This window comes from Pseudomonas sp. NCHU5216 (assembly GCF_052156495.1).
GTDB lineage: Bacteria > Pseudomonadota > Gammaproteobacteria > Pseudomonadales > Pseudomonadaceae > Aquipseudomonas.
On the sequence record NZ_JBQLIX010000022.1, the window covers coordinates 39,932 to 65,154 of the forward strand.

The 25,223-nt window shown below is 63.9% G+C and carries 21 protein-coding genes and 1 pseudogene; 12 read left to right on the forward strand and 10 right to left on the reverse strand.

Going from position 1 to position 25,223, the window contains the following annotated elements; translation table 11 throughout:
- Nucleotides 1-16: 16 nt before the first annotated feature.
- From ACSVIK_RS16095 to ACSVIK_RS16110, 4 genes and pseudogenes are all read right to left on the reverse strand, one after another.
- Complete coding sequence (locus ACSVIK_RS16095) at nt 17-916, reverse strand: acyltransferase (RefSeq protein WP_442445265.1); 900 nt, start codon at nt 914-916, stop codon at nt 17-19.
- Nucleotides 917-1,141: 225 nt separating this feature from the next.
- Nucleotides 1,142-3,235 (reverse strand): phosphate acetyltransferase, encoded by a 2,094-nt coding sequence (pta, locus tag ACSVIK_RS16100; RefSeq protein WP_442445266.1) that lies wholly within the window; start codon nt 3,233-3,235, stop codon nt 1,142-1,144.
- Between the two features lie 8 nt (nt 3,236-3,243).
- Nucleotides 3,244-4,428 carry an acetate kinase gene (locus ACSVIK_RS16105; protein WP_442445302.1) on the reverse strand — a complete coding sequence of 395 codons (1,185 nt, stop codon included), beginning with the start codon at nt 4,426-4,428 and terminating at the stop codon, nt 3,244-3,246.
- Nucleotides 4,429-4,560: 132 nt separating this feature from the next.
- Nucleotides 4,561-4,626, reverse strand: a pseudogene (locus ACSVIK_RS16110) (DUF3565 domain-containing protein); the annotation flags it as partial.
- An 86-nt stretch (nt 4,627-4,712) separates the two neighbouring features.
- Between ACSVIK_RS16110 and ACSVIK_RS16115 the strand changes: the two are divergent.
- From ACSVIK_RS16115 to clpB, 3 genes are all read left to right on the forward strand, one after another.
- Nucleotides 4,713-5,198 carry an FKBP-type peptidyl-prolyl cis-trans isomerase gene (locus ACSVIK_RS16115; RefSeq protein ID WP_442445267.1) on the forward strand — a complete coding sequence of 162 codons (486 nt, stop codon included), beginning with the start codon at nt 4,713-4,715 and terminating at the stop codon, nt 5,196-5,198.
- Nucleotides 5,199-5,348: 150 nt separating this feature from the next.
- Nucleotides 5,349-5,834 (forward strand): glutathione peroxidase, encoded by a 486-nt coding sequence (locus ACSVIK_RS16120; protein ID WP_442445268.1) that lies wholly within the window; start codon nt 5,349-5,351, stop codon nt 5,832-5,834.
- A 178-nt stretch (nt 5,835-6,012) separates the two neighbouring features.
- A complete protein-coding gene (gene clpB, locus ACSVIK_RS16125; protein WP_442445269.1) occupies nt 6,013-8,577 on the forward strand; it encodes an ATP-dependent chaperone ClpB in 2,565 nt (854 codons plus the stop codon).
- 215 nt (nt 8,578-8,792) lie between these two features.
- Here clpB and dld read toward each other — a convergent pair whose 3' ends face one another.
- The 3 genes from dld to ACSVIK_RS16140 form a co-directional block, all read right to left on the reverse strand.
- Nucleotides 8,793-10,508 (reverse strand): D-lactate dehydrogenase, encoded by a 1,716-nt coding sequence (gene dld / locus ACSVIK_RS16130; RefSeq protein ID WP_442445270.1) that lies wholly within the window; start codon nt 10,506-10,508, stop codon nt 8,793-8,795.
- A 4-nt stretch (nt 10,509-10,512) separates the two neighbouring features.
- A complete protein-coding gene (gene lldD, locus ACSVIK_RS16135) occupies nt 10,513-11,652 on the reverse strand; it encodes an FMN-dependent L-lactate dehydrogenase LldD (protein WP_442445271.1) in 1,140 nt (379 codons plus the stop codon).
- 83 nt (nt 11,653-11,735) lie between these two features.
- Nucleotides 11,736-13,430: an L-lactate permease gene (locus tag ACSVIK_RS16140; protein WP_442445272.1), complete on the reverse strand. Its 1,695-nt coding sequence runs from the start codon at nt 13,428-13,430 to the stop codon at nt 11,736-11,738.
- A 296-nt stretch (nt 13,431-13,726) separates the two neighbouring features.
- Between ACSVIK_RS16140 and ACSVIK_RS16145 the strand changes: the two genes are divergently transcribed.
- Nucleotides 13,727-14,494, forward strand: coding sequence for an FCD domain-containing protein (locus tag ACSVIK_RS16145; RefSeq protein WP_442445273.1), 768 nt, complete (start codon nt 13,727-13,729; stop codon nt 14,492-14,494).
- A gap of 91 nt (nt 14,495-14,585) precedes the next feature.
- On the opposite strand, the gene smpB is transcribed toward ACSVIK_RS16145, so the two are convergent.
- Nucleotides 14,586-15,068 (reverse strand): SsrA-binding protein SmpB, encoded by a 483-nt coding sequence (gene smpB / locus ACSVIK_RS16150; RefSeq protein WP_442445274.1) that lies wholly within the window; start codon nt 15,066-15,068, stop codon nt 14,586-14,588.
- A gap of 128 nt (nt 15,069-15,196) precedes the next feature.
- On the opposite strand from smpB, the gene ACSVIK_RS16155 reads away from it, so the two are divergent.
- From ACSVIK_RS16155 to ACSVIK_RS16165, 3 genes are read left to right on the forward strand one after another with little or no spacing between them, the layout of a single operon-like run.
- Entirely contained in the window at nt 15,197-16,600 is a 1,404-nt protein-coding gene (locus tag ACSVIK_RS16155) for a sodium-dependent transporter (RefSeq protein WP_442445275.1), read from the forward strand.
- Nucleotides 16,597-17,031, forward strand: coding sequence for a type II toxin-antitoxin system RatA family toxin (locus ACSVIK_RS16160; protein ID WP_442445276.1), 435 nt, complete (start codon nt 16,597-16,599; stop codon nt 17,029-17,031). The genes ACSVIK_RS16155 and ACSVIK_RS16160 overlap by 4 nt, the downstream gene beginning before the upstream one ends.
- Nucleotides 17,024-17,344: an RnfH family protein gene (locus ACSVIK_RS16165; RefSeq protein ID WP_442445277.1), complete on the forward strand. Its 321-nt coding sequence runs from the start codon at nt 17,024-17,026 to the stop codon at nt 17,342-17,344. Before ACSVIK_RS16160 ends, ACSVIK_RS16165 begins: the two co-directional genes overlap by 8 nt.
- 60 nt (nt 17,345-17,404) lie before the next feature.
- Here the strand turns inward: ACSVIK_RS16165 and ACSVIK_RS16170 are convergent, their stop codons facing one another.
- On the reverse strand, nt 17,405-17,920 hold the full coding sequence (locus ACSVIK_RS16170) for an outer membrane protein assembly factor BamE (RefSeq protein WP_442445278.1): 516 nt from the start codon (nt 17,918-17,920) through the stop codon (nt 17,405-17,407).
- Between the two features lie 95 nt (nt 17,921-18,015).
- Here ACSVIK_RS16170 and fur point away from each other — a divergent pair, with 95 nt between their 5' ends.
- Entirely contained in the window at nt 18,016-18,420 is a 405-nt protein-coding gene (fur, locus tag ACSVIK_RS16175; protein ID WP_442445279.1) for a ferric iron uptake transcriptional regulator, read from the forward strand.
- Nucleotides 18,421-18,642: 222 nt separating this feature from the next.
- On the opposite strand, the gene recN is transcribed toward fur, so the two are convergent.
- Nucleotides 18,643-20,319 (reverse strand): DNA repair protein RecN, encoded by a 1,677-nt coding sequence (gene recN, locus ACSVIK_RS16180; protein WP_442445280.1) that lies wholly within the window; start codon nt 20,317-20,319, stop codon nt 18,643-18,645.
- Between the two features lie 158 nt (nt 20,320-20,477).
- Between recN and grpE the strand changes: the two genes are divergently transcribed.
- The 4 genes from grpE to dapB all read left to right on the forward strand — a co-directional run bounded on the left by grpE (nt 20,478) and on the right by dapB (nt 25,209).
- The gene (gene grpE, locus ACSVIK_RS16185; protein ID WP_277373924.1) at nt 20,478-21,047 is read left to right on the forward strand and encodes a nucleotide exchange factor GrpE; all 570 of its coding nucleotides are present in this window, start codon (nt 20,478-20,480) and stop codon (nt 21,045-21,047) included.
- A 99-nt stretch (nt 21,048-21,146) separates the two neighbouring features.
- Entirely contained in the window at nt 21,147-23,063 is a 1,917-nt protein-coding gene (dnaK, locus tag ACSVIK_RS16190) for a molecular chaperone DnaK (protein WP_442445281.1), read from the forward strand.
- A gap of 130 nt (nt 23,064-23,193) precedes the next feature.
- Nucleotides 23,194-24,321: a molecular chaperone DnaJ gene (dnaJ, locus tag ACSVIK_RS16195; protein ID WP_442445282.1), complete on the forward strand. Its 1,128-nt coding sequence runs from the start codon at nt 23,194-23,196 to the stop codon at nt 24,319-24,321.
- A gap of 84 nt (nt 24,322-24,405) precedes the next feature.
- A complete protein-coding gene (gene dapB, locus ACSVIK_RS16200) occupies nt 24,406-25,209 on the forward strand; it encodes a 4-hydroxy-tetrahydrodipicolinate reductase (RefSeq protein ID WP_277373927.1) in 804 nt (267 codons plus the stop codon).
- Nucleotides 25,210-25,223 lie beyond the last annotated feature (14 nt).

The window sequence follows — 25,223 nt, forward strand, 5'->3', positions numbered from 1 at the left end:
CTTCCGGGCCTGTCGCCTATCCCTGTTGCCGCTTGAGCGCGTCCAGCTCCGCGTCCTTTTCTTGCCACAGTTGGTTGACCCATAGCTGGAAGCGCTGGCGGTATTCCTCGTCCTGATCGTAGTTATGGCCGATGAACTCGCGTGGAATGTCCACCTGCCTGAAGTTGACCCGCACCGCGTCCAGGCGGCCGCAGAGCAGATCCCAAAAGCCGGGCACGCCGTGCGGGTAGTGGATGGTGACGTTGACGATGGCATGCAGTTGCTCGCCCATGGCATCGAGGACGAAGGCGATGCCGCCAGCCTTGGGCTTGAGCAGATGCTTGAACGGCGACTGCTGTTGGGCATGCTTGGCCGGGGTCAGGCGGGTGCCTTCGAGGAAGTTGAACACCGCCACCGGGTTGGTCTTGTAGCGCGCGCAGGCCTTGCGTGTGGTGGCCAGATCCTGGCCGCGCTTTTCCGGATGCTTGGCCAGGTATTCCTTGCTGAAGCGCTTCATGAAAGGAAACTCCAGCGCCCACCAGCACAGGCCGATTACCGGCACCCAGATCAGCTCCTGCTTGAGGAAGAACTTGAGCAGCGGCATGCGTCGGTTGAGTAGGTATTGCAGCACCAGAATGTCCACCCAGCTCTGGTGGTTGCTGGTGACCAGGTAGGAGTGTTGCGTGTCGAAACGCTCCAGGCCTTTTACCTGCCACTCGATACGACCGACCAGGCGCATCCAGAACTTGTTCACGCCGATCCAGCTCTCGGCGATGCCATGCATCACGAAACGCAGCGCACGCTGCACCGGCGCGAAGGGCAACAGCAGTTTGAGCAGGGCGATGAAGAACAGCGGCCAGCACCAGAACAGGGTGTTGAGGGCCAGCATCAGGCCGGCGATCAGGCCGCGCAGCGGGGCAGGCAGGAAGTGCAGCATCGGACGAATGTCTCCAAGGGTGGCGCATGCTGGGGGTGTTCCAGACTACCCCCGAGGGTTTCAGACGCTGCGGCAGTCCCTGCTGCGAGCCGTTTCGAGCGGCAAGGTTAACGATTGTGCACTGACCTGCAAGTGCCAGTTATGACCAGCCGGTATCGCGCCGTAGGGTGCGCTGTGCGCACCAGAGAAAACGCATCGTTTCCCGGTGCGCACGGCGCACCCTATTCAGGCCGGCGGATTGGCCGCCTGGATCGCGGTCAGGGCGATGGTGAAGACGATGTCGTCCACCAGTGCCCCGCGCGACAGGTCGTTCACCGGCTTGCGCAGCCCCTGCAGCATGGGGCCGACGCTGATGCAGTCGGCGCTGCGCTGCACCGCCTTGTAGGTGGTGTTGCCGGTGTTCAGGTCGGGGAACACGAACACCGTGGCGCGCCCGGCCACCGGGCTGTTCGGTGCCTTCTGCCGACCGACGCTGTCGATCGCCGCGGCGTCGTATTGCAGCGGGCCATCGAGCAGCAACTCCGGGCGTTTCTGCCGGGCCAGGCGGGTCGCCGCGCGCACCTTTTCCACTTCTTCACCGCTGCCGGAATCGCCGGTGGAATAGCTGAGCATGGCCACCCGTGGCTCGATGCCGAAGGCCAGCGCCGAGTCGGCGCTCTGCAGGGCGATTTCCGCCAGTTGCTCGGCGCTCGGATCCGGGTTCACCGCGCAGTCGCCATAGACCAGCACCTGATCCGGCAACAGCATGAAGAACACCGAGGACACCAGGTTGTAGCCCGGCGCGGTCTTGATCAGTTGCAGGGCCGGGCGGATGGTGTTGGCGGTGGTGTGGATGGCACCGGACACCAGGCCGTCCACCTCGTCCAGGGCCAGCATCATGGTGCCCAGCACCACGGTGTCTTCCAGTTGCGCTTCGGCCATCGGCGCATTGAGGCCCTTGCCCTTGCGCAGTTCCACCATGGGCTCGACATAGCGGCCACGGATCAGATCCGGGTCCAGAATCTCCAGGCCTTCGGGCAGCTCGATGCCTTGCGCACGGGCCACGGCCTGCACCTCTTCCGGCTTGGCCAGCAGCACGCAGCGGGCGATGCCACGCGCCTGGCAGATGGCGGCGGCCTGCACGGTGCGCGGTTCGCTGCCCTCGGGCAGGACGATACGTTTGGCCGCGGCCTTGGCCCGCTGCACCAGTTGATAGCGGAAGGCCGGCGGCGACAGGCGCAGATCATGCGGCGTGCCGCAGCGGGCGCTGAGCCAGTCATGGTCGATATGGCTGGCAACGAAGTCGGAAACCTTCTCCGCCCGCTCGCGGTCATCCACCGGGATTTCCTTGTTCATGCGGTTGAGGTTGGTGGCGGTGTCGTAGGAGCCGGTGCTCACCGTCATCACCGGCAGGCCGTTGGCCAGGGCGCCCTGACACAGTTCCATGATGCGCGGATCCGGGGCGAAGTCGCTGCACAGCAGAAGGCCGGCCAGGGGCACGCCGTTCATCGCCGCCAGGCAGGCGGAGAGGATGATGTCGTCACGGTCACCCGGCGTTACCACCAAGGTGCCCGGCTTGAGCAGTTGCACGCTGTTGGCCACGGCGCGGGCGCACAGCACGATCTTCATCATGCGTCGCTGTTCGTAATCGCCGGCGTTGAGGATGCGTGCGCCGAGCAGTTCGGCGACGTCCTTGGTGCGCGGCGCGTTGAGCTCGTCCTGCCAGGGGATGCAGCCGAGCAGGCGGAAGCTCTCGCTGTTGAGCAGGGGGGAAGTTTCCTCCAAGCGTTCGGTGAAGGCATCGATGCCATCCTGGCTGCGCACCTTGTTGAGGATCACGCCGAGCATCTTGGGATCCTTGGGGCCGCCGAACTGCTGGGCCTGGATCTCGATGCGGTCGCACAGTTCGCTGAGGCTCTCGTCCTCCGGGGCGCTGACCAGGATCACGTCGGCATCCAGGCTCTTGGCCAGGTGGAAGTTGACCCGTGCGGCGTAGCTGGCGTGGCGGGTCGGCACCATGCCTTCGACTATCACCACGTCCTTGTCCGCTGCGGCCTGCTGATAGAGGCTGATGATCTCTTCCAGCAGTTCATCCAGATGGCCGTCACCGAGCATGCGTTCGACATGGCTCAGTGGCAGTGGCCTGGGCGAGTTGAGGCCGTGGGTGCGCGAGATCAGTTCGCTGGAACGTTCCGGGCCGAGGTCGCCGGCATGCGGCTGGGCAATGGGCTTGAGGAAGCCGACCTTGAGGCCGCTGCGTTCCAGCGCACCGACCAGGCCGAGGCTGATGGAGGTAAGGCCGACACCGAAGCCGGTGGGGGCGATGAAGAAGGTATGCATGAAAAACCTCAGTCGAGCAGGGCAAGGGTGTCGAGGGCGATCTGCCGCTCTTCGTTGGTGGGCACCACCAGCACGCGCGGGGAACCGGCGCAATGGATGGCACCGGCGGCGCCGCGTACGCAGCGTGCATTGGCCTCGGCGTCGAGTTGCAGGCCGAGCAGGCCGAGATGATCGAGTGTCTTGCTGCGAACCAGCGCCGAGTTCTCGCCGATGCCGCCGGTGAAGACCAGGCCATCCAGACGGCGCAACGCGCAACTCATGGCCGCCAGTGACTTGGCCAGGCGGTAGCAGAACACCTCGATGGCCAGGGTGGCGCCGGCGTGGCCTCGCTCGCGGGCCTGCTCCAGCGTGCGCATGTCGTTGGACAGGCCGGACAGGCCGAGCAGGCCGCTGTCCTTGTTGAGCATGCTGTCGATGCGCTCCAGGCTCCAGCCCAGGTTGCGCGCCAGATGGCTGTGCAGGTTGGGGTCGACGTCGCCGCTGCGCGTGCCCATCACCAGGCCTTCCAGTGGCGTCAGGCCCATGCTGGTATCGCGGCTCTGGCCATTCTCCACCGCGCAGGTGGAACTGCCATTACCCAGGTGCGCCACCAGCCAACTGCTGGTCTCGAGCGCCAGGCCGCTCATCTGCGCGGCCTTCTGGCTGACATAGCGATGGCTGGTGCCGTGGAAGCCATAGCGTCGCACGCCATGCTCGCGGTACAGCGCTTCGGGTACGGCGTAGCGATAGGCGTGTTCGGGCAGGCTCTGGTGGAAGGCGGTATCGAACACGGCGACCTGCGTAAGCGTCGGGAACAGCTTCATCGCCGCTTCGATGCCCTGCAGGTTGGCCGGGTTGTGCAGCGGCGCCAGGGGCGCGACCTGGCGAATGGCCTGCAGGCTGGCGGCATCCAGGCGACTGGCGCTGGCGAAATGTTCGCCGCCATGTACCACCCGGTGGCCGATGCCGTGCAACTCACCGGCAGCCGCTTGCTGCACGATGGGCAGCAGATGCGACAGCGCCAGGCGATGATCGGCGCCAGGCAGTACCAGGCTGTCCTGGTGTTCGCCCCGCTGCCAGTGCAGGACGGCTTCGGGGCTGCCCAGGCGTTCGGCCAGGCCGCTGAGGATGAAGGCTTCTTGCGCTTCGTTGACCAGCGCGAACTTGATCGAGGAACTGCCGCAGTTGATGACCAGAATATTGCGTGCCGACATGTAAGCTTCCTTGGATTCTTCGTGCGACCGATCCCTGGCGCATCGGCCATGGGCGAATGAGGGCATGGAGCAACTGGGAATGCGTAGCCAGGGTCGATTCTGCCAGGGTGGTCGGTGGCGTACAGACTGAATATGGCCACAAGATAAGACTGCCAGCCAGCCGCCATGCTCGCCCTGACGAAAATCAACGATACACACAGTCCATTTGTCAGGGCTCGGGTCGCAATCACGGCCGGCCTTGGTTAGACTTGATCATTCATTCATCTTTCGCAAAAGGTCTCCCCATGCTGATCGCCGCCAACAAGGCCGTCTCCATCGATTACACCCTGACCAACGATGCCGGCGAGGTGATCGACAGCTCCGCTGGCGGCGCACCGCTGGTTTACCTGCATGGTGCCGGCAACATCATCGTCGGCCTGGAGAAGGCCCTGGTCGGCAAACAGGCCGGTGACGAAGTGCAGGTCTCCGTCGAACCCGAAGAAGCCTACGGCGAATACAGCGCCGAGCTGGTCGCGACCCTGAGCCGCGCCATGTTCGAGGGTGTCGACGAGCTGGAAGTCGGCATGCAGTTCCATGCCTCCGGCCCGGACGGCAGCATGCAGATCGTCACCATCCGCGACATCGATGGCGACGACGTCACCGTCGACGGCAACCACCCGCTCGCTGGCCAGCGTCTGAACTTCCAGGTCAAGGTCGTCAATGTACGTGACGCCAGCGAGGAAGAAGTGGCTCATGGCCACATCCATGGTGAAGGTGGTCACCACCACTGATCGAGCCGAAGCGACTTGCGGTCGTCCTTTGCGAGGAAACCGCTGCTAAGCTCAATCATGCGATCAAGGCGCCTCAGGGCGCCTTTTTCATGCATCGCAACTGGTAGGGTAGTTTGCCCTGTTGCACTGGATTCGCCGAGGACGTTCGTCATGAGTGCCTTTCACGATCTCAATCTGCGTGCGCTGGACGGCCAGGATCTGCCGCTGGCGCCATACAAGGGCCAGGTGGTGCTGGTGGTCAATGTCGCCTCCAAATGCGGCCTGACCCCCCAGTACGCCGGGCTGGAGAAGCTCTATCAACAGTACAAGGGCAACGGTTTTACCGTGCTGGGCCTGCCCTGTAACCAGTTCGCGGGTCAGGAGCCAGGCAGCGAGGACGAGATCCGCTCCTTCTGCAGCCTCAACTACGGCGTGACTTTTCCCCTGGGCAGCAAGCTGGAAGTCAACGGCCCGGGGCGTCATCCGCTGTATCGCCTGCTGGCCGGTGAAGGCGCCGAATTCCCGGGTGACATCACCTGGAATTTCGAGAAGTTCCTGGTCGGCCAGGACGGTCGCGTGCTGGCGCGCTTCTCGCCACGCACCACGCCGGACGACCCGGCGCTGATCCAGGCCATCGAGAAAGCCCTCGGCCTCTGAACGCGGGTCAGCCGCTTGGTCAGTTGGCCGGGCGGTTGACCAGGTAGGCGCGTTACTGACCTGGATCAAATCGCCATAGCTTGAATACGGCGTAATCGTCCTTATCTAGTTTGCATCTCAGCGAGCATCTTTTTTCGGGGAAGTTGTCCCGGCTCGCTCTCCTGGAGGAAGGACATTTATGCGTATCGACCGTTTGACCAGCAAGTTGCAACTTGCACTTTCCGATGCCCAATCCCTGGCCGTGGGCATGGACCACGCCGCCATCGAACCGCTGCACCTGATGCAGGCGCTGCTGGAACAGCAGGGTGGCTCGATCAAGCCGCTGCTGATGCAGGTGGGCTTTGACATCAACAGCCTGCGCCAGGGCCTGACCCGCGAGCTGGATCAGCTCGGCAAACTGCAGAACCCCACTGGTGACATCAACCTGTCGCAGGATCTGGCGCGCCTGCTCAACCAGGCCGACCGCCTGGCGCAGCAGAAGGGCGACCAGTTCATTTCCAGCGAGCTGGTGCTGCTCGCCGCCATGGACGAGAACACCAAACTGGGCAAGCTCCTGCTTGGCCAGGGCGTGTCGAAGAAGGCTCTGGAAAACGCCATTGCCAACCTGCGTGGTGGCCAGGCGGTGAATGACCCCAACGTCGAGGAGTCACGCCAGGCCCTGGACAAGTACACCGTCGACCTGACCAAGCGTGCCGAGGACGGCAAGCTCGACCCGGTGATCGGCCGTGACGACGAGATCCGCCGCACCATCCAGGTGCTGCAACGCCGCACCAAGAACAACCCGGTGCTGATCGGCGAGCCCGGTGTCGGCAAGACCGCCATCGCCGAAGGCCTGGCTCAGCGCATCGTCAACGGCGAAGTGCCCGATGGCCTGAAAGACAAGCGTCTGCTGTCGCTGGACATGGGCTCGCTGATCGCCGGCGCCAAGTTCCGTGGTGAGTTCGAGGAGCGCCTGAAAGCCGTGCTCAACGAGCTGTCCAAGCAGGAAGGGCGCATCATCCTGTTCATCGACGAGCTGCACACCATGGTCGGCGCCGGCAAGGGCGAAGGCGCCATGGACGCCGGCAACATGCTCAAACCGGCCCTGGCCCGTGGCGAGCTGCACTGCGTCGGCGCCACCACGCTGGACGAGTACCGCCAGTTCATCGAGAAGGACGCCGCGCTGGAGCGCCGCTTCCAGAAGGTGCTGGTGGACGAGCCGAGCGAGGAAGACACCATCGCCATCCTGCGTGGCCTGAAGGAGCGCTACGAGGTGCACCACGGCGTGACCATCACCGACGGCGCGATCATCGCCGCAGCCAAGCTCAGCCATCGCTACATCACCGATCGCCAGTTGCCGGACAAGGCCATCGACCTGATCGACGAGGCGGCCAGCCGCATCCGCATGGAGATCGACTCCAAGCCGGAGGAGCTGGATCGCCTGGATCGCCGCCTGATCCAACTGAAGATCGAGCGCGAGGCGCTGAAGAAGGAGGATGACGAGGCGACCAAGAAACGCCTGGTCAAGCTGGAAGAAGACATCGCCAAGCTGGAGAAGGAATACGCCGACCTCGACGAAATCTGGAAGTCGGAGAAGGCCGAGGTGCAGGGTTCGGCGCAGATCCAGCAACGCATCGAGCAGGCCAAGACCGAGCTGGAGGCGGCGCGCCGCAAGGGCGACCTCAACCGCATGGCCGAGTTGCAGTACGGTATCATCCCGGATCTGGAGCGCAGCCTGCAGATGGTCGACCAGCACGGCAAGAGCGAGAACCAGTTGCTGCGCAACCGCGTCACCGACGAGGAAATCGCCGAGGTCGTCTCCAAGTGGACGGGCATCCCGGTGAGCAAGATGCTCGAAGGCGAGCGCGAAAAACTGTTGAAGATGGAAGGTCTGCTGCACCAGCGGGTGATCGGCCAGGATGAAGCGGTGGTGGCCGTTGCCAACGCCGTGCGCCGTTCCCGTGCCGGCCTGGCCGACCCCAATCGGCCTAGCGGCTCCTTCCTCTTCCTCGGCCCCACCGGGGTGGGCAAGACCGAGCTGTGCAAGGCGTTGGCCGAGTTCCTCTTCGACACCGAAGAGGCGCTGGTGCGCATCGACATGTCCGAGTTCATGGAGAAGCACAGCGTCGCCCGTCTGATCGGTGCGCCGCCCGGCTATGTGGGGTATGAAGAAGGCGGCTACCTGACCGAGGCGGTGCGTCGCAAGCCGTATTCGGTGGTGCTGATGGACGAGGTGGAGAAGGCACATCCGGACGTGTTCAACGTCTTGCTGCAGGTGCTTGAAGACGGTCGTCTGACCGACAGCCATGGCCGCACCGTGGACTTCAAGAACACCGTGATCGTGATGACGTCCAACCTCGGCTCGGCGCAGATTCAGGAATTGGTCGGCGACAAGGAAGCGCAGCGCGCGGCGGTAATGGATGCAGTGGGCAGTCACTTCCGCCCCGAGTTCATCAACCGTATCGACGAAGTGGTGGTGTTCGAGCCGCTGGGCCGCGAGCAGATTGCCGGCATCGCCGAGATCCAGCTGCAACGCCTGCGTGGCCGCCTGGCCGAGCGCGAGCTGAGCCTGGAGCTGACCCCGGAGGCGCTCGACAAGCTGATCGCCGTGGGTTACGACCCGGTGTACGGCGCACGCCCGCTCAAGCGTGCGATCCAGCGCTGGATCGAGAACCCGCTGGCGCAGCGCATCCTGGCCGGCGACTTCGCGCCCGGTGCGCAGGTCAAGGCCAAGGTGGCGGACGACGAGATCGTCTTCGCCTGATCGCGTGCTGCATCAAAGACAAGGCCCGCCAATTCGGCGGGCCTTGTCTTTTGTAGCCCGGATGAAATCCGGGACATCGGCGTCAGGTTTTCCCGGATTGCATCCGGGCTAAGGGATATGCACGGCCTGCTCCCTCTCCCATTTATGGGAGAGGGTTGGGGAGAGGGTGGTTCAGGCGACTCGGCGTTAGCGGATAGACCCTCTCCCCAGTCTCCTCAGCAGCAACCACCCCAGTGCTTCTTCTTCGAGGTATGGCCGATACCGGGGTTGAAGCTGTTGGTCGGATCCAGCTCGCGGTAGAAACCGGCCAGCGCCGGCTTGGCCACATAGAGATGACCGACGTTGTGCTCGGCCGGGTACTCGGCGCGGCGCGCGTCCAGCAGCTTCCACATACGGTGCTCCATCGCGATGGGGTCATTGCCCTTCTTGACGATGTAGTCCTGGTGGAACACATGGCAGAAGAAGTGCCCGTAGTAGAGCTTGTGGATGATCTGCTCTTCCATCTCGTTCGGCAGCGTCTCGACCCAGTCGCGGTCGTTGCGGCGCAGGGCGATGTCCAGGGCGAGAATGTCCTCGACGCTGCTGCGGTGCGCCTCGCGATAGCGGATCGCCGCGCCGGCCACGGCGAAGCGATGCAGAAATGCCTTGCGCCCTTCCTCAGCGTCGCACTCGAAGTAGGCGCCGCTGGTGCTGTCAGTGAAATACTCGGTGAGGAAGGCACGGGTCTGCTCCAGGGTGTCGTTGGAGACCCGCACCAGCAGATGATGCTCGAAGCGATCACGGTACTCGCGCATGCGCGCTGGCAGGTGGCTGGGCAACAGGTTCATCAGCGCCTGGATCACCTTGTCGGTCACCCCGCGCAGGCCGAAACGCTCGAAGAAGCCGTCGACCCGGCTCTTCATGGCGAAGGCAGCCGGCACCTTGGACGTGCCGAACCTGTCGATCACCAGGAAGGTGTCCTTGCCGTACTTCTCGCCGATGTCGAAGGCGGTGCGGTGGATGTATTCCCCGGCAATCGGCAGGCGCGGCAGCTCGGCCAGCAGGTGACGGCGCACTTCGGTGAGGTCGTGCGGGTCATTGCTGCCGATGTAGAACACCGTGCTCGGCTCCTTGGGGAAGGTGTCCAGACGCACGGCGAACAGGCACAGCTTGCCGGCCGAGCCGGACGCCTCGAACAGGCGCGATGGGTCGGCATTGAAGCGCGCCGGGGTGTCGGCGTCGACGTCGCGAACGTGCTCGCCGTAACGCGCGTCGGAGGCCTTGGCGCTGTCCTCGTTACGCACCTGTTGTGGCGAGTAATCGCCTTTCTGCAGGCGGGTGAGGATTTCCTCCGGACTGTCACCCAGGTCTATCCCCAGGTGATTGACCAACTGCAGCGAGCCGTCGTCCTTCACCTGCGCGTACAGCGCCAGCTCGGTATAGGCCGGGCCACGGCGCACCAGGGCGCCGCCGGAGTTGTTGCAGATGCCGCCGAGCACCGAGGCGCCAATGCAGGACGAGCCGATTACCGAATGCGGCTCGCGGTTCAAGGGGGCCAGCGCCTGTTCCAGGCGATCCAGGGTTGCGCCGGGCAGGCACACCACCTGCTGGCCGTCGTTGATCAGTTGCACGCCGGTGATGCGCAGGGTGCTGATCAGCACGATCTCGCGGTCATAGTCCTCGCCATCGGGCGTCGAGCCGCCGGTCAGGCCGGTATTGGCCGCCTGCATGATGACGATACGGTCGGCTGCTACCGCTGCCTGCAGGATGCGCCACTGTTCCAGCAGCGAGCCGGGGCGTACCACCGCCAACACCTTGCCTTCGCCCGTGCGGTGGCCCTTGCGAAAGCGCCGCGTGGCTTGCTCGTCGGTCAGCACATGGCTGGCGCCGACGATCTGGCGCATCTGCGCCAGCAGGGCGTCACGGCTAACGGGAGTGGCTGCAGCATTCATGAGATCAACGCTCCTTGACCAGCAGATCCGAGGTGATTTCGCCGATGGACTTGGCGCCGGTCAGCACCATGGCCACGCGCATTTCCTTCTCGATCAGATCCAGCAGGTTGCTCACGCCAGCACCACCGGCAGTGGCCAGGGCGTAGATGAAGGCACGGCCGAGCAGCACGGTGTCGGCGCCCAGGGCGAGCATGCGCACCACGTCCAGGCCGGTGCGGATGCCGGAGTCGGCGAGAATCTTCAGCTCGCCCTTGACCGCGTCGGCGATGGCCGGCAGGGCACGGGCGCTGGACAGCACGCCATCGAGCTGACGGCCGCCATGGTTGGAGACGATGATGCCGTCGGCGCCGAAGCTCACCGCATCGCGGGCGTCTTCCGGGTCGAGGATGCCCTTGATCACCATGGGGCCGTCCCAGAAGTCGCGGATCCACTCGAGATCCTTCCAGGAAATCGACGGGTCGAAGTTCTCGCCCAGCCAGCCGATGTAATCGGCCAGGCCGGTGGGGTTACCGCGATAGGCAGAGATGTTGCCCAGATCATGCGGCTTGCCCATCACGCCGACGTCCCAGGCCCACTGCGGGTGGGTCATGGCCTGCAGCACGCGACGCAGCGGCCCGTTCGGGCCGCTCATGCCGGAGTGGGCATCGCGGTAGCGCGCGCCGGGCACCGGCATGTCCACGGTGAACACCAGGGTTGAGCAGCCGGCGGCCTTGGCGCGCTCCAGAGCGTTTTTCATGAAGCCGCGATCTTTCAGCACATAGAGCTGGAACCACATCGGCCGGTCGATGGCCGGCGCCACTTCCTCGATGGGGCACACCGAGACGGTGGACAGGGTGAAGGGGATGCCCTTGGCCGTTGCGGCCTTGGCTGCCTGCACCTCACCACGGCGCGCGTACATGCCGGTCAGGCCCACCGGGGCCAGGCCCACGGGCATGGACATCTTCTCGCCGAACAGCTCGGTAGAGAGATCCAGCTCGGACATGTTCTTCAGCACCCGCTGGCGCAGCTCGATGTTCGATAGGTCGGCGACGTTGCGGCGCAGGGTGTGCTCGGCGTAGGCGCCGCCGTCGGCGTAGTGGAACAGGAACGGCGGCAGCTTGCGCTGGGCGGCGGCACGGTAGTCGGTGGAGGCAGAAATGATCATGGAGTCATCCTGTTGCTTGAAAAGAGAAAGCCTAGCCTGACGACAGACGCCCCGACGGAGTCGGGGCGGGCATTACCAGGCGATCAGCGGGCCATCAGCGGATCACTGATACCCAGTACATAGATCGCGATCATGGCGATGATGCCGGTGAACAGCACATAGTAGAGGGTCGGCCAGATGGTCTTGCGCAACGTGCTGCCTTCGCGACCGAGCAGGCCAACGGTGGCCGAAGCCGCCACCACGTTGTGGATCGCCACCATGTTGCCAGCGGCAGCGCCCACGGCCTGCACCGCGACGATCAGCGCGCTGGAAATCCCCAGGCTGCTGGCCACGCCGAACTGGAACTGGCTGAACATCATGTTGCTGACGGTGTTGGAACCGGCGATGAAGGCGCCCAGGGCACCGATACTGGGGGCCAGCAGCGGGTAGATGCCACCGACGCTGTCGGCCACCCAACGCGCCATGAGGATCGGCATGCTGGCCAGCTCGGCGCCGTTGACCCCGGAGTTGATCAGGATACGCACCATCGGCACGGTGAACAGCAACACGAAACCGGCGCTGAGCAATACACCCGAGGACTCCTTCACCGCCTTGCCCAGGTCGCGCGCCTTCATGCCATGCAGGAAGAAGGTGGCCAGCACCACGGCGACCAGGATACCGCCCGGCAGGTACAACGGTTGGAAGTTGGCGCTGACGCCGGTTTCGCCCAGCAGGTCGGGGAAGTTCACCACCACGGCCTTCAGCGCGTTACCCACGTCCGGGAACACACGGCTGATCACCAACAGCGCGCCGACCAGCACGTAGGGCAGCCAGGCGCGCAGGGCGCTCATCGGCTTGGCGGTGAGTTCGTCCAGCTTCATCTCGACGCTGCCCAACCACTCGCTCGGCCATTGGTTGGCCGGGGCGAAGTCCCAGGTCTTCTTCGGCACCAGAAAACCGATACGAGCGGCACTGGTGACGATGGCCAGGCCGATCAGGCCGCCCAGCAGCGAGGGAAACTCCGGGCCGAGGAACACGCCGGTGAGCACATAGGGCACGACGAAGGCCAGGCCAGCGAAAATCGCGAACGGCAGCACTTCCAGGCCGGCCTTCCAGCTTTTCTCCTGACCGAAGAAACGGGTCAGCATCATCGCCATGAGGGTCGGCATGACCACGCCGACGGTGGCGTGGATGATCGCCACTTCACTGGTGATCAGTTGCAGGAACTGCGCCCAGGACGAACCTTGCTCGAGCAGATGCTGGCCGATGGTGGCGGTGTCCAGGCCGGTATTGATGCCGACGATGATCGGTGTGCCGACGGCGCCGAAGGACACCGGCGTGCTCTGTACCAGCATGCCCATCAGCACCGCTGCCATGGCCGGGAAACCGATGGCCACCAGCAGCGGTGCGGCGATGGCCGCCGGCGTGCCGAAGCCCGAGGCGCCTTCGATGAAGCAGCCGAACAGCCAGGCGATGATGATGGCCTGGATACGGCGATCCGGGCTGATGGTGGTGAAGCCGGCGCGGATGGCGGTGATGCCACCGGAGTGCTTGAGGGTGTTCAGCAGCAGAATGGCGCCGAAGATGATCCACAGCAGGCCGAGGGTAATCAGCAAGCCTTGCAGAGTCGAGGCCAGAACGCGGTTGAGAGTCATGTCCCAGGCGAACAGACCGACGGCTGCGGTGACCAGGTAAACCAGGGGCATGGCGCGCTTGGCCGGCCAACGCAGACCGATTAGCAGAATGGCGGCCAGCAGGATCGGCGAGAACGCCAGCAGGGCGAGAATTCCATTGGACATTGGGCTTTACTCCGCACGAGCGCGCGGCTGGCGCGGCAGGGATGAGGCGTGATCGAACAGGCTTGCAGCGTCTTGGGCTGTCATGGCGTGACCTCGATGGATTGTTGTTCTTGTCGGTTAAATTGGTAAGACCAATTTACAAAGTAGCGGGGTCAGGTTAAAAGTTGGCCAATTTTCTGTCAAATCGAGAAGTTAAGACTTTGGTCGTAGGACGCTGACTTGTTCGCCGGAGAGCTGCGCTATAGGCTTGCGCGACAGGGCCTTGGGGCCTGGTCAAACCATTGGAGAGGCTTGGGATGGAAGTAGGGCAGGTGCGCCAGCGGCGTCTATCGGATGACATCGTCGCGCAACTGGAAACCATGATTCTCGAAGGCACGCTGCGTGCCGGCGAGCGCTTGCCGGCCGAGCGTGCCCTGGCCGAGCAGTTCGGCGTATCTCGCCCGTCGCTGCGCGAGGCGATCCAGAAGCTGGTGGCCAAGGGGTTGCTGGTCAGCCGCCAGGGCGGTGGCAACTATGTGGCGGAAAGCATCGGCGCGACCTTCAGCGACCCGCTGCTGCAACTGCTGGAAAGCAAGGAAGATGCCCAGCGCGACCTGCTGGAGTTTCGCCACACTCTGGAAGGCTCTTGCGCCTATTACGCTGCCAGGCGGGCCACCGACCTCGACCGGCAGCGCCTGAGCGATGCCTTCGAGGCGTTGCAGGATTGCTATAACCGCAAGGGCAAGGTGACGCGCGCCGAAGAAGGGGCTGCCGATGCCCGTTTTCACCTGGCGATTGCCGAGGCCAGTCACAATGCCGTGCTGCTGCACACCATTCGGGGCCTGTTCGACCTGCTCAAACGCAACGTGGTGACCAACATCGGCGGCATGTACGCCCAGCGCGAGGAAACCCGTGACATGCTGATCGCCCAGCACCGCGCGCTCTACGAAGCCATCCTCGAAGGCCGCGCGGAGGACGCACGCGAGCTGTCGAATCGACATATCGACTACGTGCAGGAAGTGCTCTCGGAAGTGCAGCTCGAAGCCCAGCGCGTGGCGCGGGCGCAGAGGCGGTTGGGGATGTAAGGCGAGCGGCAAGCTGCAAGCCACAAGTTGCAAGTAAGAGCCTGCGTTGCTTTTGGCTTGAAGCTTGTGGCTTGCAGCTTGAAGCTGCTGCTTAGTCTTCCTTGCCCTTGCTGCGCATGGCGCGCTGGACTTCGCGGTCGGCGTCGCGTTCTTTCTCGACGTGGCGCTTGTCGAAGTCCTTCTTGCCCTTGGCCAGGGCGATTTCGCATTTGACCAGGTGCTGCTTCCAGTACAGCGACAGCGCGACGGCGGTGTAGCCTTTCTGTTGCACGGAGCCGAACAGCTTCTCCAGCTCGCGCTTGTTCAGCAGCAGCTTGCGGGTGCGGGTCGGGTCGGCGATGACGTGAGTGCTGGCGGTTTTCAATGGGGCGATATGCGCCCCCATCAGCCAGGCTTCGTCATCCTTGAGCAGCACGTAGCTGTCGACCAGCTGACCCTTGCCGGCGCGCAGGCTTTTCACTTCCCAGCCGGCCAGGGCCAGGCCCGCCTCGAACTTCTGTTCGACGAAATAATCATGCAGCGCCTTCTTGTTCAGCGCGATGGTGCCTTGAGGATGTTTCTTTTGCTTAGCCATAGGGCGCGCATTATAGGGAGTCGCCCGCGCCTGCGCCATGGGGCCGTACCGAAGCAAGCTTGAGCCCATGCGGTGAATCTTCGACAATGCGCGATCTTTTTTCCCGCAGCATGGGTGTGGCCTCTTCAATGGCGAATGACAAAGTCTCGATCCACGGTGCCTGGGCCAGTCGCTGGGTGTTCATCCTGGCCGCCACGGGCTCGGCGGTCGGGCTCGGCAATATCTGGAAGTTTCCCTACATGACGGGGATGTACGGTGGCGGAGCCTTCGTCGTCATGTATCTGTTCTGCATCGCCCTGGTCGGGCTGCCGATCATGCTGGCGGAAACCCTGATCGGGCGGCGCGGGCGGCAGAGCCCGGTCAATTCGATGAAGCATCTGGCTGCCGAGGCCGGCGCCTCGAAACACTGGTCGCTGGCGGCGCTGATGGGCCTGGTCGCGGCGCTGTTGATCCTGTCTTTCTACAGCGTGGTGGCCGGCTGGTCGCTGGACTATATCCTCGCCATGGGCCGTGGCGATTTCGCAGGTATCAGCGCCGATGGGGCGGGTGCAGCATTCGGCGGGCTGACCGCCGATCCCTGGCGACTGACCCTGTGGCACAGCCTGTTCATGCTGATCACCGCCTTCGTCATCGCCAAGGGCGTGGTGGCCGGGCTGGAGCGCAGCCTGCGCATCATGATGCCGTTGCTGTTCGTGCTGCTGCTGGTGCTGCTGGGTTACAGCTTCACCACCGGGCATTTCCGCGAGGGTTTCGACTTTCTCTTCCATTTCGATGCGAGCAAGGTGCAAGGCGGCATTCTTGCGGCCATGGGCCACGCCTTCTTCACCCTGAGCGTGGGGGTTGGCTCGATCATGGTCTACGGCTCCTACATGCCGAAGAAGGCGTCGATCGGTGCCACGGTACTGACCGTTGGCGTGCTCGACACCCTGGTGGCGCTGACCGCCGGCCTGGCGCTGTTTCCCATCGTCTTCGCTGCCGGCCTGGAGCCAGGGGGCGGGCCGGGACTGATGTTCGTCACCCTGCCGATTGCCTTCGGCAATATCGCCTTCGGCCAGGTGATGGGGCTGATCTTCTTCGTGCTGGTGGCGGTCGCCGCCTGGAGTTCCTCGATCTCCATGCTCGAACCGGCGGTGGCCTATTTCGTCGAGAAAACCGGGCGCAGCCGTGCCATGGTGACCGCTGTGCTGGCGCTGTTCTGCTGGTTGATGGGCATGGGCACGGTGCTCTCCTTCAATCTCTGGGAGCAGGCCAAGTTCTTCGTCTTCGGTGAAGACGGCTTCCACCTGTTGCAGTGGGGCGCCGCAGGCGGCAAGACCTTCTTCGACAGCATCGATTACTTCACCAGCCGTATCCTGCTGCCGCTCGGGGGGCTGTCCTTCGCCCTGTTCGCGGGCTGGGTGCTGAGCCGCGAGGCGGTGCGCGAAGAACTGGCGATCGCCAATCCGCGCCTGTTCAGCCTGGTGCTCTGGCTGATTCGTGTGGTGGCGCCCATCGGCGTACTGATCGTCTTCATTGCGGAGCTGAGCAAATGACGACTCGCATTCAACGTTCGGCCTTGTTGCCTTATCCGGCGCAGGCGCTGTTCGACCTGGTCAATGACGTGGCCAGTTACCCGCAGTTCCTGCCCTGGTGCTCTGGCAGTCAGGTGCTGGAAGTCAGCGAAACGCAGATGCGTGCCAGCCTGGAAGTGGCCAAGGGCAGCATCAGCCAGCGCTTCGTCACGCGCAACGCGCTGGTGCCGGGGCAACGGATTGAGATGAACCTGGAAGAGGGCCCGTTCTCCGCGCTCAATGGCGTCTGGGAGTTCAAGGCGCTGGGTGACAAGGCCTGCAAGATCAGCCTCGATCTGACCTTCGACTATGCCGGGCCCTTGGTACGCGCTACCCTCGGCCCTCTGTTCAATCAGGCGGCCAACACCCTGGTGGACGCCTTCTGTCAGCGAGCCAAGCAACTCTATGGATAGCCGCAGCATCGCCATCGAAGTGGTCTACGCCCTGCCTGACAGGCAACGCCTGCTGCGCCTGTCGGTGCCAGCCGGCACCACCGTGCGTGAGGCGGCGCTGCGTTCCGGCATGCAGCAGTATTTCCCCGAGCTGGATCTGCAGCAGGCGCCGCTGGGGATTTTCGGCAAGGCCGTGGCCAAGCCCGAGGAGCGCGTATTGGAAGAGGGCGAGCGGGTGGAAATCTACCGGCCGTTGATTGCCGACCCCAAGGAGGTGCGCAAGCAGCGTGCCGCCAGGGCCAAGGCCAAGGAAGAGGGCGAGGAGTCAGCCTGAGCTTTGCAGGCGCAGATGCAAAAAGCCCGGAATCGCTTCCGGGCTTTTCCTGTCCGCCTGTTACTGTGCGTCGGTATCCAGCGGCTCTGGCGTCGGCACCGGCACGGTTTCCACCTGATCCACCTCGCGCTGGATCTGCTCCAGCAGCGAGCCCGGGGCGGCAGGCTTGTCATCCTGCGGCTTGGTGGGTTGAGCGGTGCTGGTATCGCTGCCAGCGCCCATGATGGCTTGGTCACGGCTGACACCGGGCATGAAGTCACCCGCCAGACCGATGAGCTGGTCGCTGCCGTCGAACACTAGGCTGACGCGTTCCTGCTGACGTTCGCCGCCGCCTGGCTGGATGCTGTACAGGTAGTCCCAGCGGTCAGCATGGAAGGTATCGGTGATCAGCGGATTGCCCATGATAAACCGCACTTGGCGCCGGGTCATTCCTGGGCGTAGCTGGTCTATCATGTCCTGCGTCACGACATTGCCCTGTTGAATGTCGATCTTGTAAACCCCGGGGAATGAACAACCGGCGAGTGCGAAGAGCCCGGTCAGTGACAGGCTGGTCAGCAAGAGCTTGGTTTTTTGCATCGGAGGGTGACTTCCACTATCTTGGGCATCTTGAACCCCGGATCATACCCGTATTAAGGGAGGCTGCGAAAGCAGCCCCTACGAGAAAGCAGACCATGGTTGAAAATAACGAACTGCGCAAAGCTGGACTGAAAGTGACTCTGCCACGAGTCAAAATCCTGCAGATGCTCGACAATGCTGAGTATCGCCACATGAGCGCAGAAGATGTCTACAAGGCGCTGATGGAGGCGGGTGAGGATGTCGGCCTGGCCACCGTCTACCGCGTGCTGACTCAGTTCGAGGCCGCCGGTCTGGTCGTGCGTCATAACTTCGACGGCGGTCATGCGGTGTTCGAACTGGCCGACAGCGGCCACCACGACCACATGGTCTGCGTCGATTCCGGCGAGGTGATCGAGTTCTTTGATTCCGAGATCGAGAAGCGCCAGAAGGAGATCGTCAGGGAGCATGGCTTCGAGCTGGTCGACCACAATCTGGTGCTGTACGTGCGCAAGAAGAGCTGATGCTTCTGTTGCAATGAATGAAAAGGCGACCCTCGGGTCGCCTTTTTTATTGCCGTAGCCCGGATGCAATCCGGGACGGACTTGCATCCGGGCTACGCACTCATTTGTAGGAGCGAGCTCTGCTCGCGAACGGAGTTGAGGTCGCAAGCTTCGCGAGCAGAGCTCGCTCCTACAAGGGCTAAGCATTGGCCGTAGCCTTGGGTTCTATCTGGGCAACAGGCTCTAGGCGGCCTGGGCGCTGGTGACCATCTTGCGCGCGTGAGCCAGGGATTCCTCGGTCAGGTCGACGCCGCCAAGCATGCGGGCGATTTCCTCGACGCGGCCGTTCTCGTCCAGCTTGCTCACGGCGGTGGAGGTGGCATCGACGCCGCGGCGCTTGTGCACGAACAGGTGCTGATGACCCTGGGCGGCCACTTGCGGCAGGTGGGTGACGCACAGCACCTGGCCGCGTTCGCCCAGGCGGCGCAGCAGTTGCCCGACCACCTCGGCGGTGGGGCCGCCGATGCCCACGTCCACTTCGTCGAATACCAGGGTCGGTACGCGCGAGGTCTGCGCGGTGATCACCTGGATCGCCAGGCTGATGCGCGACAGTTCGCCGCCCGAGGCCACCTTGGCCAGACCGCGCAGCGGCTGCCCCGGGTTGGCGCTGACCAGGAACTCCACGGCTTCCAGGCCATGGCCGTTGGGTTCGGCATTGTCCAGCGGTTGTAGCTGGATGCTGAAGCGCCCACCCGGCATGCCCAGCGTCTGCATCTCCTCTTGCACGGCGGTGGCCAGGCGTTCGGCTGCGCTGCTGCGCAGGTTACTGAGTTCCGCGGCCTTCTCCTGGTAATGACGCTCGTAGGCGGCCAGCTCTTCGGCCAGGCGCTCGCCGGCTTCGTCGTCGGCATTGAGGCTTTCCAGCTCCTCGAACAATTGCTGTTGCAGGGCTGTCAGTTCGTTGGGCTGGATGCGGTGCTTGCGCGCCAGGGTATAGATGGTGTCCAGGCGCTCTTCGAGAAACTGTTGGCGCTGCGGGTCGGCATCGAAGTGATCGACGAAGCGGTTCAGCTCGCCTACGGCTTCCTCGACCTGGATCTGGGCGTTGGCCAGCAGGTTGCTGGCTTCGCCCAGGGCGCCGCCCTGGCCTGCGAAGGCGCCGAGGCGGTTGAGGCTGGCGGTGAGCGCCGAGAGCACGTTGCCGGCGTCGCTCTCGCTGCACAGGTCGAGCACCTGGCGGCAGGCGCCGAGCAGGGCTTCGGCATTGCTCAGGGCCTTGTGCTCCTGCTCGAGCTGTTCCAGCTCGTTCTCGCCCAGGGCGAGGTTCTCCAGTTCTTCGAGCTGGTAGCTGAGCAACTGGTGGCGGGCGCGTTGTTCGTCGCCCTGGCTGGAGATGCGCTCCAGCTCGTTGCGCGTCTGCTTCCAGCGTTGCGCGGCGAGCTGCACCTGGCGCGCCAGTTCCTGGCTGCCGGCGTAATCGTCGAGCAGGCGGCGGTGGGTGTCGCTCTTGAGTAGCGATTGGTGTTCGTGCTGGCTGTGGATGTCGATGATCAGCTCGCCCAGCGCCTTGAGATCGGCCTGCGGGCAGGGGCTGCCGTTGATGTAGCCGCGTGAGCGGCCCTCGGCGGTGATCACCCGGCGCAGGATGCACGGGCCGTCGTTGTCCAGGTCGCGTTCGGCGAGCCAGGCGCGGGCTTCGGGGATGTCCGCCAGGTCGAAGCTGGCGAGGATGTCCGCCTTGTCCGCGCCGGGGCGCACCACGGCGCTGTCGGCGCGGTCACCCAGGCACAGGCCGAGGGCGTCGAGCATGATCGACTTGCCGGCGCCGGTTTCGCCGCTGATGGCGCTCATGCCGGCGTCCAGCTCGAGATCCAGATGGTCGACGATGGCGTAGTTGTGGATGGACAGGTGCACCAGCATGGCGAACGCTCCCGAATTGATGTCTGGTTATTTATACAGTGTTTTTTCTGGTGCTGACAATCCTCCTTTATCGCCCCTTGAAAGCTGTGGAATTGGCTCCATATAGGCGGCAGGTGCGCGGTTCGGATCCGCGCCGATTCATTCGAGAGGAGAGAGGCATGGCTGACGAACAGAACCTGGATACGCAGAACCCCGAGGCGCAGGCAGCGGAGAATGCCGCGTCGAGCGATGATCTGGCGGCTCGCGTGCAGGCCCTGGAAGAGCAGCTGGCAGCGGCGCAGGATCAGTCGTTGCGCATGGCGGCCGAGCTGCAGAACGTGCGTCGTCGCGCCGAGCAGGATGTGGAGAAGGCGCACAAGTTCGCCCTGGAAAAATTCGCCAACGACCTGCTGCCGGTGGTCGACAGCCTGGAGCGCGGCCTGGAGCTGTCCAGCCCGAACGACGAAGCGCTCAAGGCCGTGCGCGAAGGCATGCAACTGACCCTCAAGCTGTTCATCGACACCCTGGCCCGGCATTCGCTGGAGGCGCTCGACCCGCACGGTGAGCCGTTCAACCCGGAGCATCACCAGGCCATGGCGATGGAAGAGAGCACCAAGGTCGAGCCGAACTCCGTGCTCAAGGTGTTCCAGAAGGGCTATCTGCTCAATGGTCGCCTGCTGCGCCCGGCCATGGTCGTGGTCAGCAAGGCACCGACCACGCCGCCGCCGTCCATCGACGAGCAGGCTTGAAATATCCGGGGGCGACCCCATCTCTGAGTCAAGCGTTTTAGTGCTACCGGCGCCTGCGAAACGAGGCGGCGGGAAAATCAAAGTTTCGGGAGAACATTCATGGGCAAAATCATCGGTATCGACCTGGGGACTACCAACTCCTGCGTCTCCATTCTGGAAAACGGCAACGTCAAGGTGCTGGAGAACGCCGAAGGCGCTCGCACCACGCCGTCCATCATTGCTTACGCCAACGATGGCGAAATCCTGGTTGGCCAGTCCGCCAAGCGTCAGGCAGTGACCAACCCGCACAACACCCTGTACGCGGTGAAGCGTCTGATCGGTCGTCGTTTCGACGAGGACGTGGTGCAGAAAGACATCGGCCTGGTGCCGTACAAGATCGCCAAGGCCGACAACGGTGATGCCTGGGTCGAGGTCAACGGCCAGAAGATGGCACCGCCGCAGATCAGCGCCGAAGTGCTGAAGAAGATGAAGAAAACCGCCGAGGACTACCTGGGCGAGCCGGTGACCGAAGCGGTGATCACCGTTCCGGCCTACTTCAACGACAGTCAGCGTCAGGCCACCAAAGACGCCGGTCGCATCGCCGGCCTCGACGTCAAGCGCATCATCAACGAGCCGACCGCGGCTGCGCTGGCCTATGGCATGGACAAGGCCAAGGGCGACCACACCGTGATCGTCTATGACCTGGGCGGCGGTACCTTCGACGTGTCGGTGATCGAGATCGCCGAAGTCGACGGCGAGCACCAGTTCGAGGTGCTGGCCACCAACGGTGACACCTTCCTCGGTGGTGAGGACTTCGACATCCGCCTGATCGATTACCTCGTCGACGAGTTCAAGAAAGAAACCGGCATGAACCTCAAGGGCGACCCGCTGGCCATGCAGCGCCTCAAGGAAGCCGCCGAGAAGGCCAAGATCGAGCTGTCCTCGAGCCAGTCGACCGACGTCAACCTGCCGTACATCACCGCAGACTCCACCGGGCCGAAACACCTGAACGTGAAGATTTCCCGTTCCAAGCTGGAAGCGCTGGTCGAGGATCTGGTGCAGCGCACCATCGAGCCGTGCCGCACTGCGCTGAAGGACGCCGGTATCGACGTCGGCAAGATCGACGACGTGATCCTGGTCGGCGGTCAGACCCGCATGCCGCTGGTACAGAAAACCGTTGCCGAGTTCTTCGGCAAGGAGCCGCGCAAGGACGTCAACCCGGACGAAGCCGTGGCCATGGGTGCTGCCATTCAGGGCGCCGTGCTGGCCGGTGACGTCAAGGACGTGCTGCTGCTCGACGTCTCCCCGCTGACCCTGGGTATCGAAACCATGGGCGGAGTGATGACTCCGCTGATCGAGAAGAACACCACCATCCCGACCAAGAAGTCGCAGGTGTTCTCCACTGCTGATGACAACCAGAGCGCCGTGACCATTCACGTGCTGCAGGGTGAGCGCAAGCAGGCCGTACAGAACAAGTCCCTGGGCAAGTTCGACCTGGCCGAGATTCCGCCGGCTCCGCGTGGCGTGCCGCAGATCGAAGTGACCTTCGACATCGATGCCAACGGCATCCTGCACGTGTCCGCCAAGGACAAGGCCACCGGCAAGCAGCAGTCCATCGTCATCAAGGCCAACTCCGGCCTGTCCGACGAGGAAATCGAGCGCATGGTGCGTGACGCCGAGGCTAACGCCGAGGAAGACCGCAAGTTCGAGGAGTTGGCCACCGCGCGCAACCAGGGCGATCAACTGGTGCATGCCTCTCGCAAGATGATCACCGAGGCGGGCGACAAGGCCACTGCCGACGAGAAGGCGGCCATCGAGAAGGCCATCGGCGAACTGGAAGTGGCCATCAAGGGCGACGACAAGGAAGCCATCGAAGCCAAGATGAACGCCCTGTCCGAGGCCACCACGCCGCTGGCGCAGAAGATGTACGCCGAGCAACCGCAAGCCGGTGCTGCCCAGGCGGACGCTGCCGATGCCAAGGATGCCGGTGACGACGTGGTCGACGCCGAATTCGAAGAGGTCAAGGAGAACAAGTAAGGTCAGCGGCCTCGCGCCGCGCCTTCTTTCGCTCCGACCCGTCGTCCGCGGCGGGCAGGATTCGCCGCGCGGGAGCTCTCTCCCGCGTCGGCGTATCTGGAGCTCACGAATCTGAGAGTGCAGCACAACTATGGCAAAACGAGACTATTACGAAGTCCTGGGCGTGGAACGCGGCGCCAGCGAGGCCGACCTGAAGAAGGCCTACCGCCGCCTGGCGATGAAGTACCACCCGGATCGCAACCCGGACGACAAAGAGGCCGAGGATCGCTTCAAGGAGGCCAATGAGGCTTATGAAGTGCTCTCCGATGCGGCCAAGCGCTCGGCTTATGACCAGTACGGTCATGCCGGCGTCGACCCGCAGATGGGCGGCGCTGGCGGTGCCGGTTTCGGCGGCGCCAACTTCTCCGACATCTTCGGCGACGTGTTCAGCGATTTCTTCGGCGGTGGCCGTGGCGGTTCCCGTGGCGGCGCTCAGCGCGGCTCGGATCTGCGCTACACCCTGGAGCTGGATCTGGAAGAGGCGGTGCGTGGCACCAACGTGACCATTCGCGTGCCGACCCTGGTCGGTTGCAAGACCTGCGATGGCACGGGTGCCAAGAAAGGCACCAGCCCGGTGACCTGTACCACCTGTGGGGGTATTGGTCAGGTACGCATGCAGCAGGGCTTCTTCTCCGTGCAGCAGACCTGCCCGCGCTGCCATGGCACCGGCAAGATGATCACCGACCCCTGTGGCAGTTGCCATGGTCAGGGCCGTGTGGAAGAGAGCAAGACACTGTCGGTCAAGGTGCCGCCAGGCGTCGACACCGGCGACCGCATTCGCCTGTCCGGCGAGGGCGAGGCGGGTGCTCATGGCGGCCCGGCCGGCGACCTCTATGTGGTGGTCAACGTGCGCGAGCACGCGATCTTCCAGCGTGACGGCAAGCACCTGTACTGCGAGGTGCCGATCAGCTTCGCCGACGCAGCCCTGGGTGGCGAGCTGGAAGTGCCGACCCTCGATGGTCGGGTCAAGCTGAAGATCCCTGAAGGCACCCAGACCGGCAAGCTGTTCCGCCTGCGTGGCAAGGGCGTGGCCCCGGTACGCGGTGGTGCGGCAGGCGACCTGATGTGCCGGGTGGCGGTGGAAACACCGGTCAACCTGAACAAGCGCCAGCGCGAACTGCTCGAAGAGTTCCGCAAGTCGCTGCAGGGCGACGACTCCCATTCGCCCAAGGCCAATGGCTGGTTCGAGGGCGTGAAGCGCTTCTTTGGTGACGTTTAACTGAGCATCAAGCTGCAAGCCACAAGCTGCAAGAGGTATTGCGCTTGGCTTGTAGCTTGAGGCTTGCAGCTTGGAGCTGATGCTATGCAACGTATCGCAGTGATGGGCGCCGCCGGGCGCATGGGCAAGACCCTGATCGAGGCCGTCAGCCAGGCCGAGGGCGCCAGGCTCAGCGCGGCCATCGACCGCGCCGACAGCAGCCTGATTGGCGCCGACGCCGGTGAGCTGGTCGGCCTTGGCAAGATCGGCGTGACCCTGGTGGGTGACCTGGCGACGGTGGTCGATGACTTCGACGTGCTGATCGACTTCACCCATCCATCGGTGACCCTGAAGAATCTGGAAGTCTGCCGTCAGGCCGGCAAGGCCATGGTCATTGGCACCACAGGTTTTACTGTGGAAGAGAAGCAGCAACTGAGCGACGCGGCCAAGCAGATTCCCATCGTCTTCGCTGCCAACTTCAGCGTGGGCGTCAACCTATGCCTGAAGCTGCTGGATACCGCTGCCCGTGTGCTGGGCGATGACGTGGATATCGAGATCATCGAAGCTCACCACCGGCACAAGGTCGACGCACCGTCCGGCACCGCGCTGCGTATGGGGGAGGTGGTCGCCGACGCGCTGGGGCGTGATCTGCAGAAGGTCGCCGTCTACGGTCGCGAAGGCCAGACCGGCGCGCGTGAGCGTGAAACCATCGGCTTCGCCACCGTGCGTGCCGGCGACGTGGTGGGCGATCACACCGTACTATTCGCCGCCGACGGCGAGCGCGTGGAGATCACCCACAAGGCCTCCAGTCGCATGACCTTCGCCAAGGGCGCCGTGCGTTCGGCACTGTGGCTGGCCGGACGTGATGCCGCGCTGTATGACATGCAGGACGTGTTGGGGCTGAGGTGAGCGGCAAGCCTCAA

What these genes read in the sequence shown, in the direction of transcription:
- pta (WP_442445266.1), bottom strand. Translation starts at nt 3,235, where the DNA reads ATGCATACCTTCTTCATCGCCCCCACCGGCTTCGGTGTCGGCCTTACC.
- grpE (WP_277373924.1), top strand. Translation starts at nt 20,478, where the DNA reads ATGGCTGACGAACAGAACCTGGATACGCAGAACCCCGAGGCGCAGGCA.
- dnaJ (WP_442445282.1), top strand. Translation starts at nt 23,194, where the DNA reads ATGGCAAAACGAGACTATTACGAAGTCCTGGGCGTGGAACGCGGCGCC.
- dapB (WP_277373927.1), top strand. Translation starts at nt 24,406, where the DNA reads ATGCAACGTATCGCAGTGATGGGCGCCGCCGGGCGCATGGGCAAGACC.
- ACSVIK_RS16115 (WP_442445267.1), top strand. Translation starts at nt 4,713, where the DNA reads ATGCTGATCGCCGCCAACAAGGCCGTCTCCATCGATTACACCCTGACC.
- smpB (WP_442445274.1), bottom strand. Translation starts at nt 15,068, where the DNA reads ATGGCTAAGCAAAAGAAACATCCTCAAGGCACCATCGCGCTGAACAAG.
- clpB (WP_442445269.1), top strand. Translation starts at nt 6,013, where the DNA reads ATGCGTATCGACCGTTTGACCAGCAAGTTGCAACTTGCACTTTCCGAT.
- ACSVIK_RS16105 (WP_442445302.1), bottom strand. Translation starts at nt 4,428, where the DNA reads ATGTCGGCACGCAATATTCTGGTCATCAACTGCGGCAGTTCCTCGATC.
- ACSVIK_RS16170 (WP_442445278.1), bottom strand. Translation starts at nt 17,920, where the DNA reads ATGCAAAAAACCAAGCTCTTGCTGACCAGCCTGTCACTGACCGGGCTC.
- ACSVIK_RS16155 (WP_442445275.1), top strand. Translation starts at nt 15,197, where the DNA reads ATGGCGAATGACAAAGTCTCGATCCACGGTGCCTGGGCCAGTCGCTGG.
- ACSVIK_RS16095 (WP_442445265.1), bottom strand. Translation starts at nt 916, where the DNA reads ATGCTGCACTTCCTGCCTGCCCCGCTGCGCGGCCTGATCGCCGGCCTG.
- ACSVIK_RS16165 (WP_442445277.1), top strand. Translation starts at nt 17,024, where the DNA reads ATGGATAGCCGCAGCATCGCCATCGAAGTGGTCTACGCCCTGCCTGAC.
- lldD (WP_442445271.1), bottom strand. Translation starts at nt 11,652, where the DNA reads ATGATCATTTCTGCCTCCACCGACTACCGTGCCGCCGCCCAGCGCAAG.
- dld (WP_442445270.1), bottom strand. Translation starts at nt 10,508, where the DNA reads ATGAATGCTGCAGCCACTCCCGTTAGCCGTGACGCCCTGCTGGCGCAG.
- ACSVIK_RS16160 (WP_442445276.1), top strand. Translation starts at nt 16,597, where the DNA reads ATGACGACTCGCATTCAACGTTCGGCCTTGTTGCCTTATCCGGCGCAG.
- ACSVIK_RS16145 (WP_442445273.1), top strand. Translation starts at nt 13,727, where the DNA reads ATGGAAGTAGGGCAGGTGCGCCAGCGGCGTCTATCGGATGACATCGTC.
- ACSVIK_RS16120 (WP_442445268.1), top strand. Translation starts at nt 5,349, where the DNA reads ATGAGTGCCTTTCACGATCTCAATCTGCGTGCGCTGGACGGCCAGGAT.
- fur (WP_442445279.1), top strand. Translation starts at nt 18,016, where the DNA reads ATGGTTGAAAATAACGAACTGCGCAAAGCTGGACTGAAAGTGACTCTG.
- ACSVIK_RS16140 (WP_442445272.1), bottom strand. Translation starts at nt 13,430, where the DNA reads ATGTCCAATGGAATTCTCGCCCTGCTGGCGTTCTCGCCGATCCTGCTG.
- dnaK (WP_442445281.1), top strand. Translation starts at nt 21,147, where the DNA reads ATGGGCAAAATCATCGGTATCGACCTGGGGACTACCAACTCCTGCGTC.
- recN (WP_442445280.1), bottom strand. Translation starts at nt 20,319, where the DNA reads ATGCTGGTGCACCTGTCCATCCACAACTACGCCATCGTCGACCATCTG.